The organism is Plantactinospora alkalitolerans (genome assembly GCF_015690345.1).
Classification (GTDB): Bacteria; Actinomycetota; Actinomycetes; order Mycobacteriales; family Micromonosporaceae; genus Plantactinospora; species Plantactinospora alkalitolerans.
The window spans coordinates 1-17,208 of sequence record NZ_JADPUN010000078.1 but is presented as its reverse complement, the minus strand read 5'-3'; the positions used below and the strand labels follow the sequence as shown (position 1 = coordinate 17,208).

Below are 17,208 nucleotides of genomic sequence, written 5' to 3'. Positions count from 1 at the left end.
GGGCGTACGTGGGCCAGGCCGGCGGAGGCGGTGCCGCCGCCGCTGCCGGTACGGGCTGCCCGACGGAACCGCTCGGAGCGGTCGTGGACGCCGCTGGTGCGTACCAGCCGGGGTATCTGGCCCCGGGCGTCGCCGGCGGGTACGGCTGGCCGGGGTACGGCGGATAACCGGCCGGCGGACCTGTCGGCGGCGGTGGTTGACCAGCGGCCCCCGGTTGCCATGCCGAACCGGCCCGGTTCGGGTCCCGGTGCAGCAGCAACGCCCCGCCGATCAGCACGGCCGCGCCGAGCAGGACCGCCCGGAAGGCGTCGGTGACGATGAAGCCGAACATCAGGGCGACGAGGATGCCGAGCACGAGCACGGTGACCGGGGACATGCTCGATCGCCCTCGGCCCAGCATCGACTCCACGGGAGAGGCGGTGTCGCCCTCGGACGGGATGATCAGCCAGGCGGCGAGGTAGACCAGGATGCCGATCCCACCGAAGAAACCCAGTACGGCGAGGAGGACGCGCCAGAGGATCGGGTCGCTGTTCGTGGCCCGCCCGATCGCGGCGCAGACGCCCGCGAGATAGCGCCCCTCGCTGGGGCGGACGAGCCCGTACCGCTGGGTGAACCCGAACCCGGGTGGCGGCATGCCGCCCGGCCCCGGTGGCGGCGTCCAGCCCGCTCCGGGTGGCGGTGTACCGCCTGATCCCGACGATGGTGGCGGCGCCCAGTCCGGTCCCGGTCCTGGTCCCGGTCCCGGTCCCGATGGCGGTGCCGGCGGCGCCTCTGCCGATCCGGCACCGGCCCGATCCGGCGCCGGTGGGCGCTCGCCGTCCACCGGACGGGCGTGCTGGTTGGCCAGAGTCGGGTGTTCGTCCGCCAGAGTCGGGTGTTCGTCCGTCCGGCCGGCGCCGGTGGCCCGGTCGGGGCTGTCCGCTCGGTCGGGGCCGCCCTCCGGACCAGGCGTTCCGTGCGCGGCGGCAGCATCGTCGGTCATGGTTCGATCCTGCGCCGTCGTCGGGCCGTCCGGCCTCAGGCGACAACCCTGAGCCCACCCTGAGATATCTGGTACGCGATGTCGGGGGAGTCCCCATGGCTGCCGACGGGCACCGCGTGTGACCATCGAAGCGTCGGTGCCAGGGATGTTGTGTGGGGAGGTCCAGTCCCCAGGACAGGCGATTGGCCACCGTCAGCCGTCACGACGAGGAGCATTCCGATCCCTACCACGACCGAGTCACCCCGGCTCTACCGCGCCCGCGACCACCGCATGGTCGCCGGCGTGGCCTCCGGCATCGCGTGGCATCTGGGCATCCGGGTGGTGTGGGTGCGGATCGCGTTCGTTCTGCTGCTCGGGTTCAGCGGGCTCGGCCTGCTGCTCTACGCCGCGTTCTGGGCGGTCGTGCCGCCCCGGCCCGGCGGGACCGAGCCGCCACCTCGGCGCAACGTCTTCCAACTGCTTCCGTTCGTGGCCATCGGCCTCGCGGTAATGCTGGTCGAGGTCGTGATCTTCAAGTCCGACGGGGTGGCCGGAACGGCCGGTTGGCTGGTTTCGATCATCGCCGTCGGTGCCGGTGTGATCTGGCACCAGTCCGCGCCCGAGCGTCGGTGGCAGTGGAGCGAGTCACTGCCGGTGCCGTGGCTCGGCGCGGTGGTGGAGGAGAGCGACCGGCGCGCGTTCATCCTGCGGTTCATCGGCGGCGGGGTCCTGGTCGCGGTCGGCCTGATCGGCGTGGTCGCGGTGTACCGGCCGCAGGGGAACTTCGACGCGGTGATCAACGGGGTGATCTTCGCCCTGGTCGCGCTCGCCGGCGTCGGCGTGGTGGCCGCTCCGGTGCTCTGGCGGACGTACAACCAGTTGAGGGCGGAGCGGGAGGGGCGGATCCGGGAGCAGGAGCGGGCCGAGCTCGCCGCGATGGTCCACGACCAGGTGCTGCACACTCTGGCCCTGATCCAGCGCAACGCGGCCGACGTGAAGACGGTCCAGCGGCTGGCCCGGGGTCAGGAACGCTCATTGCGGAACTGGCTGTACAAGCCCGCCGGCTCGCCCACCGAGCGGTTGGCCGCGGCCCTGGAGCAGGCCGCCGCGGAGGTGGAGGACACCTTCGCGATCACCGTCGAGGCGGTCGTCGTCGGTGACCGGGAAACGGACGAACGGGTCGGCGCGCTGGTCGCCGCCGCCCGGGAGGCGCTTGTCAACGCGGCGCGGCACGCCAAGGTCGAGACCGTGTCGCTGTACGCCGAGGTCGAACCGGAACAGGTGAGTGTCTTCGTCCGTGATCGCGGAGCGGGCTTCGACCTGGCTACGGTGGAGGACCACCGGCACGGCGTGAGCGGCTCGATCATCGGACGGATGAAGCGGCACGGTGGGCGGGCGGAGATCCGCAGCACGCCGGGCGACGGCACCGAGGTGAGACTCTTCCTGCCCATTCCGCGGGAGGGCACACCACCAGGAAAGGACAGGTAACGACCATGGTCGAGACGACGGAGCCGGCGCAGGACGGCACGCCCGAGCAACGGCGGCTGCGGGTGTTCCTCGTCGACGACCACGCGATGTTCCGGGCCGGCGTACGGGCCGAGCTGGGCGCGCACGTCGAGGTGATCGGCGAGGCCAGCACGGTTGCCGAGGCGGTCACCCGGATCGCGGCCACCGAGCCGGACGTGGTGCTGCTCGACGTGCACATGCCCGACGGAGGCGGCCGGGCGGTGCTTGAGGCGGTCCGGCGTACCCGTCCGGAGGTCCGGTTCCTGGCGCTCAGCGTGTCGGACGCGGCCGAGGACGTGATCGGGTTGATCCGGGCCGGCGCCCGGGGCTATGTCACCAAGACGATCTCGCCCGACGAGCTGACCGCCGCGATCCGTCGGGTCGCCGACGGCGATGCGGTCTTCAGCCCCCGGTTGGCCGGGTTCGTGCTGGACTCCTTCGCCTCGCGGCCGGACGCCCCGGTGGCCGACCCGGAGCTGGACCAGCTCACCAACCGGGAGCGGGAGGTGCTCCGGCTCCTCGCCCGGGGGTACGCCTACAAGGAGATCGCCAAGGAGCTGTTCATCTCCATCAAGACGGTGGAGACGCACGTGTCGAACGTGCTGCGCAAGCTCCAGATGTCCAACCGGTACGAGCTGTCCCGCTGGGCCGCCGACCGCCGTCTGGTCTGAAGGACGTCCGTACCGGTCGGTAGTACGCCGTACCGGCCCGGGGAAGCGGGCGCCGAGGGACGCCCGCTTCCGGAACCACCGGTGTCGATCTGGTGACGATCAGGTACATTGCATCGATGGTTATGAGTGTCCTGGTGTCGCCGGTGCCCGCCGAACGGACGTCCACATCGTCCAGATGGCCAGATACGGCAAGTACTCGCTTGACATCGGAGAGCGTGCGTACCGACGCGGGATAGGTCACAATGAGCGTCGGACGCGGCCTCAGCAGCCCTCGGTCCGGGTGACGTTCTGGCTGCTCACGCTCGTGTCGCGGGGTCATCGGCCGGGCTGGTCCACGCGCGTGAAACATTGCCGGCAACTAACGGGTTGATAACGGCACCTTTCCGCGCTAGGCAGCTCAGTGTCACAGTGTCAGTCACCTCACAGTCCCTCGTGAGCGCCCTGAGGAGGCTCTACTCATGCGCGGGCAATTCCCGTTAAAGATGGCGGTCGGCGCGACCGCCATAATGTTGTTGGCGGCAGGCTGCGGTGGCGGCGGCGATGAGACCGAGGCCGCTGACGCGGTGATCTCGATCGGCATCGGCGAGCCCCAGCACCTGATCCCCAGCAACGCGACCGAGTCCAACGGTGCCGAGGTGCTTGCTGCGCTCTTCAGCCCGCTCGTCGACTTCGACGCCGACAACAAGCCGTACCTGGTTGCCGCCGAATCGGTGGAGTCGACGGACAACAAGGTCTGGACGATCAAGCTGAAGGACGGCTACACCTTCCACAACGGCGAGAAGGTCGGCGCCGACAACTACATCAACGCCTGGAACCACGCGGCGTACGGCCCGAACGGCAACGGCGGCTCGTACTTCCTGGAGCGGGTCGAGGGCTACAAGGACCTGCAGTCCAAGGACCCGGACGGCGAGGAGGGCCCGAAGAAGGCTCCGGACCCGGTCGCGAAGACCCTCACCGGTCTGAAGAAGGTCGACGAGCTGACCTTCACCGTGACGCTGAGTGAGCCGTTCTCCGGCTGGCGTTCGGTCATGGGCTACACCACCTTCTACCCGCTGCCGGCGGCTGCGTGGCAGTCCGAGGGTGTGCTCAAGGAGGACTTCGAGCAGGCTCCGATCGGCAACGGCCCCTTCAAGATGAAGGGCAAGTGGGAGCACGACGCGAAGGTCGAGGTCGAGGCCTACGACGCCTTCCCGGGCGACAAGCCGAAGGTCGGTGGCGTCAACTACCGCATCTTCCAGGAGCAGACGGCCCAGTACGCCGAGCTGATGGGCGGCGGCCTCGACGTCGTCACCCAGATTCCGATCGAGAACCTGGCCAGCGCGCCGACCGATCTGGGCGACCGCTTCAAGACCAGCCCGAACTCCGTCTTCCAGTTCGTCGGCTTCCCGACGTTCCAGAAGGAGTTCGAAAAGGTCGAGGTGCGTAAGGCGATCTCCATGGCGATCAACCGCGAGGAGATCACCACCAGCATCTTCCGTGGTTCGCAGACCCCGGCGACGTCGTTCGTCTCCCCGGCGGTGGCCGGCTACCGCGAGAACAGCTGCGGCGAGGCCTGCACCTACGACCCGGCGAAGGCGAAGGCGGCGTACGAGGCCGCTGGCGGCCCGAAGCAGATCAAGATCACGTACAACGCCGACGGTGGCCACAAGGCGTGGGTCGACGCGACCTGCAACCAGCTCAAGGCCAACCTGGGCGTGGACTGCGTCGGTACCGGTGAGCCGAAGTTCGCCGACCTGCTGACCAAGGTCGAGAACAAGGAGCCGGTGGGCCTGATCCGGCTCGGCTGGATCATGGACTACCCGCTGATGGAGAACTACCTGGGCCCGCTGTACGGCACCGGTGGTTCGTCGAACTACTACGGTTACAGCAACCCGGAGTTCGACAACCTGGTCAAGCAGGGTTCGGCCGCGCCGACCCAGGAAGAGGCCATCAAGTTGTGGCAGCAGGCCGAGGACATCCTGGCCCGCGACATGCCGGTCATCCCGCTGCGGCTCGGCCAGAACGTCTTCGGTCACTCCGAGCGGGTGAAGAACGTCGAGGTCGACAAGTTCCAGAAGGTCGAGATCCTGAAGATCGAGGCCACGAGCTGATCTGATCGCGCCAAGCGGCGGACGGTCCGGTCCACCCGGCCAGCCCGGGCAGACCGGACCGTCCGTTCGAGCCTCACCAGCCCAACCCGGGTCTGGTGAGGCTGCGGTCGCTACCGTCCCATCGCGGTCCGGCTGCCCCTCAGGCAGTTGCCGATGCTCGTCTTGCGAAGGACTTGAGATATGTTCCGCTACTTCGTGCGGCGCCTGCTGCAGGGGGTCCTGACGTTCTTCGGGGCCACCTTCATCGTGTACGCGCTGATGTTCGCCAATCAGAGCGACCCGCTCCAGGCGTTGGCGGGTGAGCGACCACTTCCGGAGAACGTCCGGCAGGCGCTCACCGAAAGGTATCACCTCGACGACCCCTTTATCCTCCAATATGGCTATTACATGAAGGGCCTGCTGACCGGGGACTTCGGCACCTCGCTGACCAACCGGCCGATCCTCGAGATGATGGAGCAGGCCTGGCCGACGACCATCCGGCTGTCGTTCATCGCGATCATCATCGCGGTGCTCATCGCCGTGACCGCCGGCATCGTCTCCGCCATCCGCCGGGGCGGCGTCTTCGACAACACGACGCTGGTCATCACCCTGCTGCTGCTCTCGATGCCGATCGTGGTGCTGGCGCCGCTGGCGCAGCTCATCTTCGGCATGCGGTTGCAGTGGGTGCCGGCCACGGCCGGCGCTGATTCCGGACTGTTCGCGCTCGTGTTGCCGGCGTTCGTACTGAGCAGCCTCGTGATAGCCACCCAGCTCCGGGTCACCCGCGCCTCGGTGGCGGAGAACCTGCGTTCGGACTACGTCCGTACGGCGCGGGCCAAGGGCCTCGCCGACCGGCGGGTGATCGGCGTGCACGTACTGCGCAACTCGCTGATCCCGGTCGTGACGCTGATCGGTACCGACCTCGGCAACCTGATGGCCGGGGCGATCGTCACCGAGGGTGTGTTCAATATTCCCGGCGTCGGGTTCATGCTGGTCCGTGGGATCCGTACGGAGGACGGCCCGCTCGTCGTCGGCTTCGTCAGCATCCTGGTGATCGTCTTCCTGGTGGTCAACCTGGTGGTCGATCTGTTGTACGCGGTTCTGGACCCGAGGATCCGCTATGAGTAGGCGAAGCGCACGAATCAGGAGCAAGCGAAGCGCACGAATCAGTCAGCTCAGCGTGTGTGTGCCTTCTGGCGGCGCCGAGCGCAGCGAGGTGGCGGCATGAGTAAGCGAGGCACCCGATGAGCAACATCGAATCTGTCACCCAGGCCGAGGTCCCCACGGCCATCGGCGTGCCGGTGTCACCCGAGAGCGGGCACGAGAAACCGCGCAGCCTCACCGGAGACGCCTGGGAGGACCTGCGGCGCAACTGGATCTTCTGGACGGCCGCCGTCCTGGTGGTGCTGGTGGTCGTCATGTCGGCCTTCCCCAGCCTGTTCACCTCGGCCGACCCGGGATCCTGCGCGCTGGCCCGCCAGCACAAGGGCCCGAGCGGCGCCGCCCTCTTCGGATACGACTTCCAGGGCTGCGACGTGTACGCGCGCACCGTCTACGGTGCCCGTAACTCGGTGCTGATCAGCCTGATCGCCACCACCATCGCCGGCCTGATCGGCGTGATCGTGGGGATGGCGGCCGGCTACTTCGGTGGCTGGGTGGACGCGCTGCTGGCCCGCGGTATCGACATCGTGCTGGGTATACCGACCCTGCTCGCCGCGATCGTGCTGGCCCGCCGGCTCTCCTCGGACCCGAACGAATCCGGTTTCTGGGCCGTGGCGCTCACCCTGGGCGTCATCACCTGGACCACCGGTGCCCGGATCATGCGGTCGTCGGTCATCTCGGCCAAGAACCAGGACTACGTCGCGGCGGCCCGGATGCTGGGTGCCGGCCCCGGCCGGCTGATGATCCGGCACATCCTGCCGAACGCCGCCGCGCCGTTCGTGGTGGTACTGACCATCCTGCTGGGCGTCAACATCGCCACCGAGGCCACGCTGACGTTCCTCGGTGTGGGTCTCAAGGGCGACGCGATCTCCTGGGGTATCGCCATCTCCGAGTCGGCGCCGTACGTGACGGAGACCGCCCGGCCGCTTGTCTGGCCGTCCGTGTTCCTGGCGCTGACCGTGCTGGCGTTCATCATGCTCGGCGACGCGATCCGCGACGCCTTCGACCCGAGGCTGCGGTGAGCTCATCCATGACCGATATCAAAGCCGAGATCGACGTCCTGCCGGGACTGGACTCCAGTGCCCGGTTGTTGGACGTCGAGAATCTGCACGTCGAATTCCGTACTCAGGCCGGGGTGGCCCGGGCGATCAACGGGGTGGACATCCATCTCGACCCGGGCGAGACGCTGGCGATCCTGGGTGAGTCCGGATGTGGCAAGTCCGTCACGGCCCAGGCCATCATGGGCATCCTCGACTCGCCGCCCGGCTTCGTCACCAAGGGCGCCATCCGGTACCGGGGTGTCGACCTGCTGAAGCTGCCGGAGGAGCAGCGCCGCAAGGTGCGGGCCAACCACATCGCGATGATCTTCCAGGACGCGCTCTCCGCGCTGAACCCGGTCTTCTCGATCGGCTTCCAGCTCGGCGAGCTGTTCCGGGTCCACCGTGGAACGTCCCGGCAGGACGCACGGCGGCGGTCGATCGAGCTGCTCGACCTGGTCAAGATTCCTGCCGCCAGGCAGCGGATCAACGACTATCCGCACCAGTTCTCCGGCGGTATGCGGCAGCGCGTGATGATCGCGATGGCGCTGGCGCTGGATCCCAAGGTGCTGATCGCCGACGAGCCGACCACGGCGCTCGACGTCACGGTCCAGGCGCAGATCATGAACCTGCTCGCCGAACTGCGGCGGGAACGGAACATGGGCCTGATCCTGATCACGCACGACATGGGCGTGGTCGCCGACGTCGCCGACCGCATCTCGGTGATGTACGCCGGCAAGGTGGTCGAGGAGGCGCCGGTCCTGGACATCTACGCCCGGCCTGCGCATCCGTACACCAAGGCTCTGCTGGAGTCGATTCCGCGGCTGGACATGAAGGGTCAGCAGCTCAATGTGATCAAGGGCCTGCCGCCGAACCTGCTCCGGATCCCGGCCGGCTGTCCGTTCCATCCGCGCTGCGCGTACGCCCGGGACGTCTGCCGGGCCGACCCGCCGCCGCAGCAGTACGACGTGGCGCCGGCCCGGACCGCGCGTTGCCATTTCTGGACGGAGGTGGTGGGCGATGAGCCAGCCGGTAGCTAAGGACGTGGTGCTGGAGACCAGCAACCTGGTCAAGCACTTCCCGATCACCCGGGGCATCGTCCTGCAGACCCAGGTCGGTGCGGTACGCGCCGTGGACGGTGTCGACCTGAAGCTGCGCCGGGGCGAGACCCTCGGTGTGGTGGGGGAGTCGGGCTGTGGCAAGTCGACGCTCGCCAAGCTGCTGGTCGGACTGGAGAAGCCGACCAGCGGGTCGATCGACGTGCGTGGGCAGGACATGACCCGGCTGCGCGGCGCCGAGTTGCGGCGGGCCCGCCGGAACATCCAGATGGTGTTGCAGGATCCGTACACCTCGCTGAACCCCCGGATGACGGTCGGCGACATCATCGGTGAGCCGTTCGACATCCATACCGAGGTCGTTCCCCGGGGCGAGCGGAAGCAGCGGGTCCGGGAGCTGCTGGATCTGGTCGGGTTGAACCCCGAGCACATCAACCGGTACCCGCACCAGTTCTCGGGTGGGCAGCGGCAGCGGATCGGGATCGCCCGGGCGCTGGCGCTCAAGCCGGAGATCATCGTCTGTGACGAGCCGGTGTCGGCGCTGGACGTGTCGATCCAGGCGCAGGTGATCAACCTGCTGGAGCGGCTCCAGGACGAGTTGGGGCTGTCGTACATCTTCATCGCGCACGACCTGTCGGTGGTCCGGCACATCGCCGACCGGGTCGCGGTGATGTACCTGGGCAAGATCGTGGAGATCGGTGTCGAGGACGAGATCTACGAGCGGCCGACGCATCCGTACACCCAGGCGCTGCTCTCGGCGGTGCCGGTGCCGGATCCGACGCTTCGCGGGCAGCGGGACCAGATCGTCCTGGAGGGCGACGTGCCGTCGCCGGCCAACCCGCCGTCGGGCTGCCGGTTCCGCACCCGGTGCTGGAAGGCGCAGGACATCTGCGCCGAGCAGGAGCCGGCGCTGACGGAGCGGGAACAGTCCGCACACCCGAGTGCCTGCCACTTCGCGGAGGAGCGGAACGTGGTGCACGCGGTCGAGTAGACCGCTCAGGCGCCGGTGGTGGGCCTGACCCGGCCAGACCACCGGTGGAAGTAGAACGCCTCCTCATTGCCCGGGGCGCGGGCCGTCATCCATGCGGCCGGCGTCCCGGGCTCGCGTCCGGGGCTGTCGCGCCGGCACCGTCGGCACCGGCCGACGGCGGCTCAGAGCGGGCCGCGACCGGCCCGTAGCAGCAGGAGGGCGAGTTGGGTGCCGTCCGCGCCCAGCGCATCCCGGAACCGGTCCAGGATCTCGCGCTCGCGGGACAGTACGAGCCGGGTGCCACCGGAGGCTATCCGAGTCCTGCCGACCTGCTGGGACAGGGCGGCACGCTCCTGCCAGAGGGAGATCAGCTCATCGTCGATCTCGTTGATCCGTTCCCGCAGCCCGAGAATGTGCTGCGCGGCGTCCGGCTCACTCGTCCCGGTGCCGACGTCGGTGCCGGTCGACTCGACGGGCTGCTCCGCGACCTCTGCCGCCATGGGGTCCTCCTTGGGAGATAGGTCCCCGGTGCCCGGATCCCGATGCGAAAAGCCCCGGGCTCCAGGAGCCCGGGGCTTTTCGTAGGTCATGTTCAGGCGCGACCCACGGCTGCCGGACTCCCGGAGCCGTAGAAAAAGTAAGGCAGCGCCTGATGGATCACGGCTTGAGTATGCCCAGCCAGCGCCGCCCTCGCAAGCGCCTTCGCGATCCTGGTACGACATCGCCCGTCGAACCCGACCGGTTCCGGAACCGTCGGGCGCGGCGAGCGGAGGCGTGGGTTGTCCGCCCATCGGCATAGACTCGCCAGGCGATGCATGCTCTCTTCGAACCCCCGCCGCCCCACGTCCCGCCTACCCAGGATCCGCCCCGGCGCCGCCCGTCGGGCCTCGACCCGCAGGCCCTGCTGGACGGGCTGAACGGGCCCCAGCGGGACGCGGTGACCCATTCCGGCTCGCCGCTGCTCATCGTGGCCGGCGCCGGCTCGGGCAAGACCCGGGTGCTCACCCACCGGATCGCGTACCTGCTCGCCGCCCGGGACGTGCATCCCGGGGAGATCATCGCGATCACCTTCACCAACAAGGCGGCCGGGGAGATGAAGGACCGGGTCTCCGCGCTGGTCGGACCCCGGGCCCGGTTGATGTGGGTTTCGACGTTCCACTCCGCCTGCGTACGCATTCTCCGGGCCGAGCACGAGCACGCCGGGCTGAAGTCGACCTTCTCGATCTACGACGCCGACGACTCGCGCCGGTTGATGCAGCTCGTCACCCGGGAACTCGACCTGGATCCGAAGCGCTATCCGGCCCGGGGACTGACCGCCCAGGTGTCCAACCTCAAGAACGAGCTGGTCGATCCGGAGACGTTCGCCGCCCGGGCGAGCGGGCCGAACGAGCGGGCGCTCGCCGAGGCGTACACCCGCTACCAGCAGCGGCTCGTCGAGGCGCACGCGCTGGACTTCGATGACCTGATCATGGCGACCGTGCATCTGCTCCAGTCGCACCCGCACGTGGCGGAGAGCTACCGGAGGCGGTTCCGGCACGTCCTCGTCGACGAGTACCAGGACACCAACCATGCGCAGTACACGCTGGTGAAGGAGTTGGTCGGCGGCACGGCCGGCATCGCACCGGCCGAGCTGTGCGTGGTCGGCGACGCCGACCAGTCGATCTACGCGTTCCGGGGCGCCACGATCCGGAACATCCTGGAGTTCGAGCGGGACTTCACCGACGCCCGGACCATCCTGCTGGAGCAGAACTACCGGTCGACCCAGACGATCCTGAACGCGGCCAACGCGGTGATCGACAACAACACCTCGCGGAAGCCGAAGCGGCTGTGGAGCGAGGAGGGCGCCGGGGAGCAGATCGTCGGCTACGTCGCCGACACCGAGCACGCCGAGGCGGACTGGGTGGGCCGGGAGATCGACCGGCTCTGCGACGCCGACGCGGCCCGCCCGGGTGACGTCGCCGTCTTCTACCGCACCAACGCCCAGTCCCGGGTCTTCGAAGAGGTGTTCATCCGGGTCGGGCTGCCGTACAAGGTCGTCGGCGGGGTGCGGTTCTACGAGCGCAAGGAGGTCCGGGACGCCCTGGCCTACCTGCGCGCCCTGGTCAACGACGACGACACGGTGAGCATCCGGCGCATCCTCAACACCCCCCGGCGGGGCATCGGCGACCGCGCCGAGGCCTGCGTGGAGGCGCTCGCGACCCGGGACCGGATCTCGTTCGGCCAGGCGCTGCGCGGGGCGTCTGCGGCGCCGGGCATCTCCACCCGGTCCGCGAACGCGATCGCCGAGTTCGTCACCCTGCTCGACGAGGTGCGCGAGCTGGCCACCACGGCGCTGCCGGAGGAGGTCCTGGAGGCGGTGCTGACCCGTTCGGGCTATCTCAGCGAGTTGGAGGAGAGCCTCGACCCGCAGGACGCGGGCCGGGTGGAGAACCTTCAGGAACTCGTCAGCGTCGCCCGGGAGTACACCGAGCGGGTGGAGGCACTGGCCGAGGAGGGGGATCCCGGCGCCACCCTGGCCGGCTTCCTGGAGCAGGTCGCGCTGGTCGCCGACGCCGACCAGATCCCCTCGGACGACCCCGACCATCAGGGCGTGGTCACCCTGATGACGCTGCACACCGCCAAGGGCCTGGAGTTCCCGGTGGTGTTCCTGACCGGCCTGGAGGACGGCGTCTTCCCGCACCTGCGCGCGCTCGGCGACACCCGCGAACTGGAGGAGGAGCGCCGGCTGGCGTACGTCGGGATCACCCGGGCACGGCAGCGGCTCTACCTGTCCCGTGCGGTCACCCGGTCGGCCTGGGGGCAGCCGTCCTACAATCCGCCGTCCCGGTTCGTCGACGAGCTGCCGGAGGACCTGGTCCGCTGGGAGCGCACCGGCGCCGCGTACACCTCGTGGTCGGGCACCGGCGGCGGTGTCGGTGGCCGGTCCGGGTCCGCGGACCGGTCCGGCGGGTTCCGGGGCGGCGGCTTCGCCGGGGGTACGCCCAAGGCAGCGCAGCTCGCCCAGCGGCTCGGCGTGGACGGCAGCCGGCTGACCACGGCGAGCGAGTTGCCGCAGGCGCCGAAGGTCGTGGTCGGGGACCGGGTCAACCACCAGCGGTACGGCCTCGGCCGGGTGCTCGCGGTCGAGGGGCAGGGTCCGGGTGCCCGGGCGCAGATCGACTTCGGCGACCAGACGCTCTGGCTCGTGCTGCGGCACGCCCCGATCGACAAGCTCTGACCCGCCGGGCACCGCCCCGGTTGCCAGCACCGCCCCGGTGCCGGGCCCGGCTCAGCCGGCCGAGCCGGGGCGCTGCCCGGCCCGCTCCTGCACCAGCGCGGCGAAACCGTCGAGCAGGGCCCGTAGACCGGTCTCGAAGAGCCGGTCGAGGTCGAGGTCGTAACCGGTCCGGGCGAAGCTGTCCAGGATCTTGACGTAGGTCGGGTGGGAACCGGAACTGGCCAGCGCGTCGATCGCCGGCGCCTGGCCGTCGATCCACTCCTCCTCGGAGATGCCGGTGGCGGCCCTGGCCTGGGCCTCCCGTTCGAGGTTCGCGGCGAGTCCCTGCACCAGGCTGTAGATCAGGATGTTCAGGTCGAGCATGGTGGCCGGATCGAGACCGAGGCCGTCCAGGGCGGCGAGCACCCACTCGCCGTGCACCATCAGGTTCGGCAGCGGCAGTGGCCTGGTGAGCGGGCTGAGCTGGGCCAGCCAGGGATGCCGCTGGTGCAGTCGCCACAGCGTGCGCGCGCCCAGTTCCAGCCGCGCCCGCCAGCCGGCCGGCGGGGGCTCGGGATAGCCCTGTTCCCCGTACGCCGCGTCGGCCATCAGCAGCGTCAACTCGTCCTTGCTGTTGACATAGCGGTACGGCGACATGGTGGCGACGCCGAGCCGGGCCGCGACCCCGCGCATCGAGAGCGCCTCCAGTCCTTCGGCGTCGGCGATCGCGATGGCGGCGCGGACGACGCGTTCGCGGGTCAGTTCGGGTTCGGTCGACTGGGTGGGGTTCGGGGTGGCACGTCGCCGGCTCCGGCTGGGTTCGGGCGCCGCGTCCGGAACGGCGACGACGGTGCCGACCCGGGGCTGGGCCCGTACGACGCCGTCCTGGCTCAGCGTGGTGAGCGCCCTGGTGGCGGTGGCGAGGGCGACGCCCCACTCGGTGGCGAGCTGCCGCGTCGACGGCACCCGGTCACCGGGCCGGAGATCCCCCTCGGCGATGCGCCGGCGGATGTCCCTGACGATGCGCAGGTAGGGCGGCTCGGTTGTGGCGGCCACCGCTCACCTCCCTCTCTGTCCTAGTACAGATACTACCGGACTGTTCGAACGACGGGGTGCCTGTCCTAGTACAGACCTGGGACATTACCTGTTGCGTGCCCTGAACGTACGCCGTACATTGAGACACACGTACAACGTATCGGGAGGCTTTCGATGGACAGCGTTCTCATCTCCGGAGCCAGCATCGCCGGGCCCGCCCTGGCGTACTGGCTGCGTCGCCACGGCTTCGCCGTCACCGTGGTCGAACGGGCTCCCGCACCGCGCACCGGAGGGCAGGCCATCGACATCCGGGGCGTGGCGCTGGACGTGGTCGACCGGATGGGCATCCTGGAGCCGCTGCGCCAGGTCCGCACCCAGATGCGGGGCATGTCGATGCTCGACGGCGACGGCAACGAGCTCATGCGCTCCACCGAGATGGCCCTGAGCAGCGGCCGGCTCGACGGCGCGGACATCGAGGTGCTGCGCGAGGACCTGACCCACCAACTGCACGAACTGACCCGGGCCGACGTCGAGTACGTCTTCGACGACTCGATCAGCCGGCTGGTCGAGGACGAGCACGGCGTACGGGTCGAGTTCGAACGGGCCGCGGCACGTACCTTCGATCTCGTGATCGGTGCCGACGGCCTGCACTCCACGGTGCGGCGGCTCGCCTTCGGCCCGGAGGCCGAGTTCGTGCACCACCTCGGCACCTACCTGGCGATCTTCCGCACCGAGAACTTGCTGGACCTGGCGGACTGGCAGATCTGGATCCGGAGCGACACGGCCGGCGGCGGCATCTACCCGGTACGCGGCAACACCGAACTGCGGGTCAACCTCGGTTTCGAGTCCGAGCCGCTCGACTACGACCACCGCGACATCGACCAGCAGCGCCGGCTGGTCGCCGAGAGGCTCGCCGGACTGCGCTGGGAGATCCCGAGGCTGTTGAAGGCGATGTGGCAGGCGCCCGACTTCTACTTCGACGCCATGGCGCAGGTCCGGATGGAGAGCTGGTCGACGGGGCGGGTGGCGTTGCTCGGCGACGCCGGTTACTGCGCCTCCCCGCTGTCCGGCCAGGGCACCAGCCTCGCCCTGGTCGGCGCCTACATCCTGGCCGACGAACTCGGCGCGGCGGCCGGCGACCACCGGGCGGCGCTGCGGCGCTACGAGCAGCGCATGCGCCCGTTCGTCCAGCTCAACCAGGAACTCGCCACCGAGAACCCGGGCGGACCCGCCGCGGAGGAGTCGATCGAGCGGGCCAAGAACGCCGTCGTACTGGACCGCTGAGTCGCGGCGGCCGCCGGAGGCGGAACCCTGTCCCGGCGTCGGGGCCGGCGGCGGTGCCGCTCAGCAGCCGAGGTCCACCCCGTGCTTCCGCATCCAGGGTCCCGGGTCGACCTGGTTCCACAGCCCGTTGTGCACCTCGAAGTGCAGGTGCGGGCCCGTGGCGTCACCGGTGGCACCCTCGTACCCGATCACGTCTCCGGCGGCGACGCGGTCGCCGACGCTCACCACGGTCCGGTTCTGGTGGGCGTAGTGGGTCAGGTAGCCGTTGCCGTGGTCGATGACCACCGAGATGCCGTAGCCGGTGTAGGCCCAGCCGGCGGTCACCACGGTGCCGGTCCCGGCGGCGCGGATCGGGGTGTTCTCCGGCATCGCCAGGTCGATGCCGGCGTGCATCGTCCCCCAACGGGGACCGAAGCACGAGGTCGTCTCCGCTCCCGGCATCGGGTCGACCCAGCCGGCGGGGCGCCGGGTCGCGGTCGACTTCCCCGCCGGCGCGGAGCCATCCGAGCGGGCGGCCTTGGCGGCCGGTGGCCGGCCGCTCGTCGAGGGCGCGACGGTCGGGCTGGGAACGGCCGTCGGGGCGACCGTGGGGGTGCCGGGACCCCGCTCGGACCGGTCCGCGCGCTGGGCGGCGGAGGAGCGGGCCGATTCGTCCGCCGCCACCGTCACCCGGTCGTCGCGGTCGTCCGCGCCGTTCGCCATCGCCACGGCTCCGCCGGCCACGCCGAGACCGAGCAGCGCGACCAGCCCGGTGACGAGGTACGGCGTCCGGCCGGCGAGCCCGCGCCGGGGCCGGTGCCGCGCCGGTTGTGCGGCGCTGGCGTCGTACCCGCGCCGGCTGCCGTCGTCGGGGTGCTGGCTTTCGATCGCCTCGGGCTTGCTCGGGTCGGTCTCCGGCACGGGTCGGTCCCTTCGGGTGGCGGTGTGGACCCGAGAATGCTTGTCGATGGCGTGGCCGGGGCGTGCCATCGGGTGCCTGGGAGGGGCCGGAAACAGGGGCCGCGACCTCGACAGGATGCCGGAAATCGGGAAGGTTGACCGGTACACCCGACCCGCTGGCTGTGGCGTCGCTCATACCGGCCGGTGTGGCGCACGGAACTTCACCGAGGAGCGGGCAAAAGAAAACCGCCCAACCGGGAAGGGTTGGGCGGCGAACCGGCGTGACGCGGAGTCAGGACGCGGCTACGTCACTGTACGGATCGTCGACCTGTAGCTGAAGGTCCACTTTCCGGTCCCGGAGGTAGGGGATCGGGTCCGTCGGCTTGCCGTTGACATGCAGTTCGAGATGCAGGTGGACGCCGTAGGAGTGGCCGGTCATGCCGACCAGGCCCAACGGCTCGCCGGCCTTGACCTCCTGGCCCTCCTGGACCAGGACCTGCGAGGAGTTTCCGTAGATCGCCTCGGTGCCGTCGGAGTGCTGGACGATCACGCAGTAGCCGTACCCGCCGAACCAACCGGCCTTGATGACCGTGCCCGCGTGGACCGCCTTGTAGGGGGTGCCCTCGGGAGCCGCCAGGTCGACACCGGCGTGCAGCTTGTTCCACCGCATTCCGTATGGCGAGGTGAAGCTGTAGTCGTCAAGCGGGAGCCGCCAGACCTCGGGGGCGGCGGCCAGCGTGGAGGCCAGGCCGCCGCGGTCGTCGTCCCGGGACGGGCGCTGGGCGTCGGCTGCCCGCTCGCTCAGGTCCTGGCTGGTGGCGGCGGCGTTCTCCAGATCCGCCAGCGCGGACGGGCTGACCGCCTTGGCGTCCGGCAGTGCCCCCGCGCCGAGCGCGACGACACCCGCTCCGACGAACGCGGTGGTGACGACTGCGGCATAACGACTGCGCGGGGGTGTGGGGACGCGACGTCGCCCTCGATAGCGATCGGGCTCAGACGACAGGCGCTGGCGCACGCACACCCTCCGTTGTCGGGTCAGTGTTGCGACCGTCGCCGGCGTTCGGATGACCAAGTGAACTCCGGCTGACCGCGTTGTCACTGGACCGTGGACCTGATGACAACCGTGGGCCACGGTAGCCAACCCCCAGGCCCGCCACAAGTCGCAGCGCCATATTGCCGGCGAGCTGTGCGGGTGTCCGTCATGGAATGCCATATCTCGTAACCTTTTGCGGCCGCCCTCGTTAGTAGCGCTCGGTTACGCTCTGTGCAGCAGACGGTGATCGAGGCGACCGGAAGTCGGGGGCTCTCCCTGAGGGGACCCTTAGGGGTGGCGTGGCGTGTTCCGGCTGACTCGCCGGGTCCGGCGGGCAGTGGTGGTGGGGGG

14 protein-coding genes are annotated in these 17,208 nt (G+C 69.7%); 9 read left to right on the top strand and 5 right to left on the bottom strand.

All coding sequences use genetic code 11. The features are described 5' to 3' along the window. Positions 1–982 (bottom strand): PspC domain-containing protein (locus tag I0C86_RS05875; RefSeq protein ID WP_230393629.1); only part of this gene is annotated, 982 nt, incomplete at its 3' end. 213 nt (positions 983–1,195) lie between these two features. Here I0C86_RS05875 and I0C86_RS05870 point away from each other — a divergent pair. The 7 genes from I0C86_RS05870 to I0C86_RS05840 all read left to right on the top strand — a co-directional run bounded on the left by I0C86_RS05870 (position 1,196) and on the right by I0C86_RS05840 (position 9,451). Further along, complete coding sequence (locus tag I0C86_RS05870) at positions 1,196–2,449, top strand: ATP-binding protein (RefSeq protein ID WP_323373484.1); 1,254 nt, start codon at positions 1,196–1,198, stop codon at positions 2,447–2,449. 5 nt (positions 2,450–2,454) lie between these two features. After that, entirely contained in the window at positions 2,455–3,138 is a 684-nt protein-coding gene (locus tag I0C86_RS05865; RefSeq protein WP_196200171.1) for a response regulator, read from the top strand. A gap of 458 nt (positions 3,139–3,596) precedes the next feature. Next, on the top strand, positions 3,597–5,228 hold the full coding sequence (locus I0C86_RS05860; RefSeq protein WP_196200170.1) for a peptide ABC transporter substrate-binding protein: 1,632 nt from the start codon (positions 3,597–3,599) through the stop codon (positions 5,226–5,228). 180 nt (positions 5,229–5,408) lie between these two features. Next, complete coding sequence (locus I0C86_RS05855) at positions 5,409–6,335, top strand: ABC transporter permease (protein WP_196200169.1); 927 nt, start codon at positions 5,409–5,411, stop codon at positions 6,333–6,335. Positions 6,336–6,451: 116 nt separating this feature from the next. Further along, positions 6,452–7,390, top strand: a complete 939-nt coding sequence (locus I0C86_RS05850) for an ABC transporter permease (RefSeq protein ID WP_196200168.1) — start codon at positions 6,452–6,454, stop codon at positions 7,388–7,390. An 8-nt stretch (positions 7,391–7,398) separates the two neighbouring features. Next, positions 7,399–8,445: an ABC transporter ATP-binding protein gene (locus I0C86_RS05845; RefSeq protein WP_196200167.1), complete on the top strand. Its 1,047-nt coding sequence runs from the start codon at positions 7,399–7,401 to the stop codon at positions 8,443–8,445. Beyond that, entirely contained in the window at positions 8,426–9,451 is a 1,026-nt protein-coding gene (locus I0C86_RS05840) for an ABC transporter ATP-binding protein (RefSeq protein ID WP_196200166.1), read from the top strand. Before I0C86_RS05845 ends, I0C86_RS05840 begins: the two co-directional genes overlap by 20 nt. Positions 9,452–9,612: 161 nt before the next feature. On the opposite strand, the gene I0C86_RS05835 is transcribed toward I0C86_RS05840, so the two are convergent. After that, the gene (locus I0C86_RS05835; RefSeq protein ID WP_196200165.1) at positions 9,613–9,930 is read right to left on the bottom strand and encodes a chorismate mutase; all 318 of its coding nucleotides are present in this window, start codon (positions 9,928–9,930) and stop codon (positions 9,613–9,615) included. Positions 9,931–10,241: 311 nt separating this feature from the next. Between I0C86_RS05835 and pcrA the strand changes: the two genes are divergently transcribed. After that, positions 10,242–12,647, top strand: a complete 2,406-nt coding sequence (pcrA, locus tag I0C86_RS05830; RefSeq protein ID WP_196200164.1) for a DNA helicase PcrA — start codon at positions 10,242–10,244, stop codon at positions 12,645–12,647. 51 nt (positions 12,648–12,698) lie between these two features. On the opposite strand, the gene I0C86_RS05825 is transcribed toward pcrA, so the two are convergent. Continuing rightward, positions 12,699–13,682: a GntR family transcriptional regulator gene (locus I0C86_RS05825; protein ID WP_196200163.1), complete on the bottom strand. Its 984-nt coding sequence runs from the start codon at positions 13,680–13,682 to the stop codon at positions 12,699–12,701. Between the two features lie 153 nt (positions 13,683–13,835). Here I0C86_RS05825 and I0C86_RS05820 point away from each other — a divergent pair, with 153 nt between their 5' ends. Beyond that, a complete protein-coding gene (locus I0C86_RS05820) occupies positions 13,836–14,945 on the top strand; it encodes an FAD-dependent monooxygenase (RefSeq protein WP_196200162.1) in 1,110 nt (369 codons plus the stop codon). A gap of 60 nt (positions 14,946–15,005) precedes the next feature. Here I0C86_RS05820 and I0C86_RS44890 read toward each other — a convergent pair whose 3' ends face one another. Both I0C86_RS44890 and I0C86_RS05810 read right to left on the bottom strand, forming a co-directional pair. After that, positions 15,006–15,812, bottom strand: a complete 807-nt coding sequence (locus I0C86_RS44890; protein WP_407676269.1) for a M23 family metallopeptidase — start codon at positions 15,810–15,812, stop codon at positions 15,006–15,008. Positions 15,813–16,116: 304 nt separating this feature from the next. Next, positions 16,117–16,839 (bottom strand): M23 family metallopeptidase, encoded by a 723-nt coding sequence (locus I0C86_RS05810; RefSeq protein ID WP_196200160.1) that lies wholly within the window; start codon positions 16,837–16,839, stop codon positions 16,117–16,119. Between the last annotated feature and the right edge of the window lie 369 nt (positions 16,840–17,208).

Coding starts and splice junctions, on each gene's coding strand:
- pcrA (WP_196200164.1), top strand. CDS start 10,242: ATGCATGCTCTCTTCGAACCCCCGCCGCCCCACGTCCCGCCTACCCAG.
- I0C86_RS05840 (WP_196200166.1), top strand. CDS start 8,426: ATGAGCCAGCCGGTAGCTAAGGACGTGGTGCTGGAGACCAGCAACCTG.
- I0C86_RS05855 (WP_196200169.1), top strand. CDS start 5,409: ATGTTCCGCTACTTCGTGCGGCGCCTGCTGCAGGGGGTCCTGACGTTC.
- I0C86_RS05820 (WP_196200162.1), top strand. CDS start 13,836: ATGGACAGCGTTCTCATCTCCGGAGCCAGCATCGCCGGGCCCGCCCTG.
- I0C86_RS05860 (WP_196200170.1), top strand. CDS start 3,597: ATGCGCGGGCAATTCCCGTTAAAGATGGCGGTCGGCGCGACCGCCATA.
- I0C86_RS05845 (WP_196200167.1), top strand. CDS start 7,399: ATGACCGATATCAAAGCCGAGATCGACGTCCTGCCGGGACTGGACTCC.
- I0C86_RS05865 (WP_196200171.1), top strand. CDS start 2,455: ATGGTCGAGACGACGGAGCCGGCGCAGGACGGCACGCCCGAGCAACGG.
- I0C86_RS05850 (WP_196200168.1), top strand. CDS start 6,452: ATGAGCAACATCGAATCTGTCACCCAGGCCGAGGTCCCCACGGCCATC.
- I0C86_RS05835 (WP_196200165.1), bottom strand. CDS start 9,930: ATGGCGGCAGAGGTCGCGGAGCAGCCCGTCGAGTCGACCGGCACCGAC.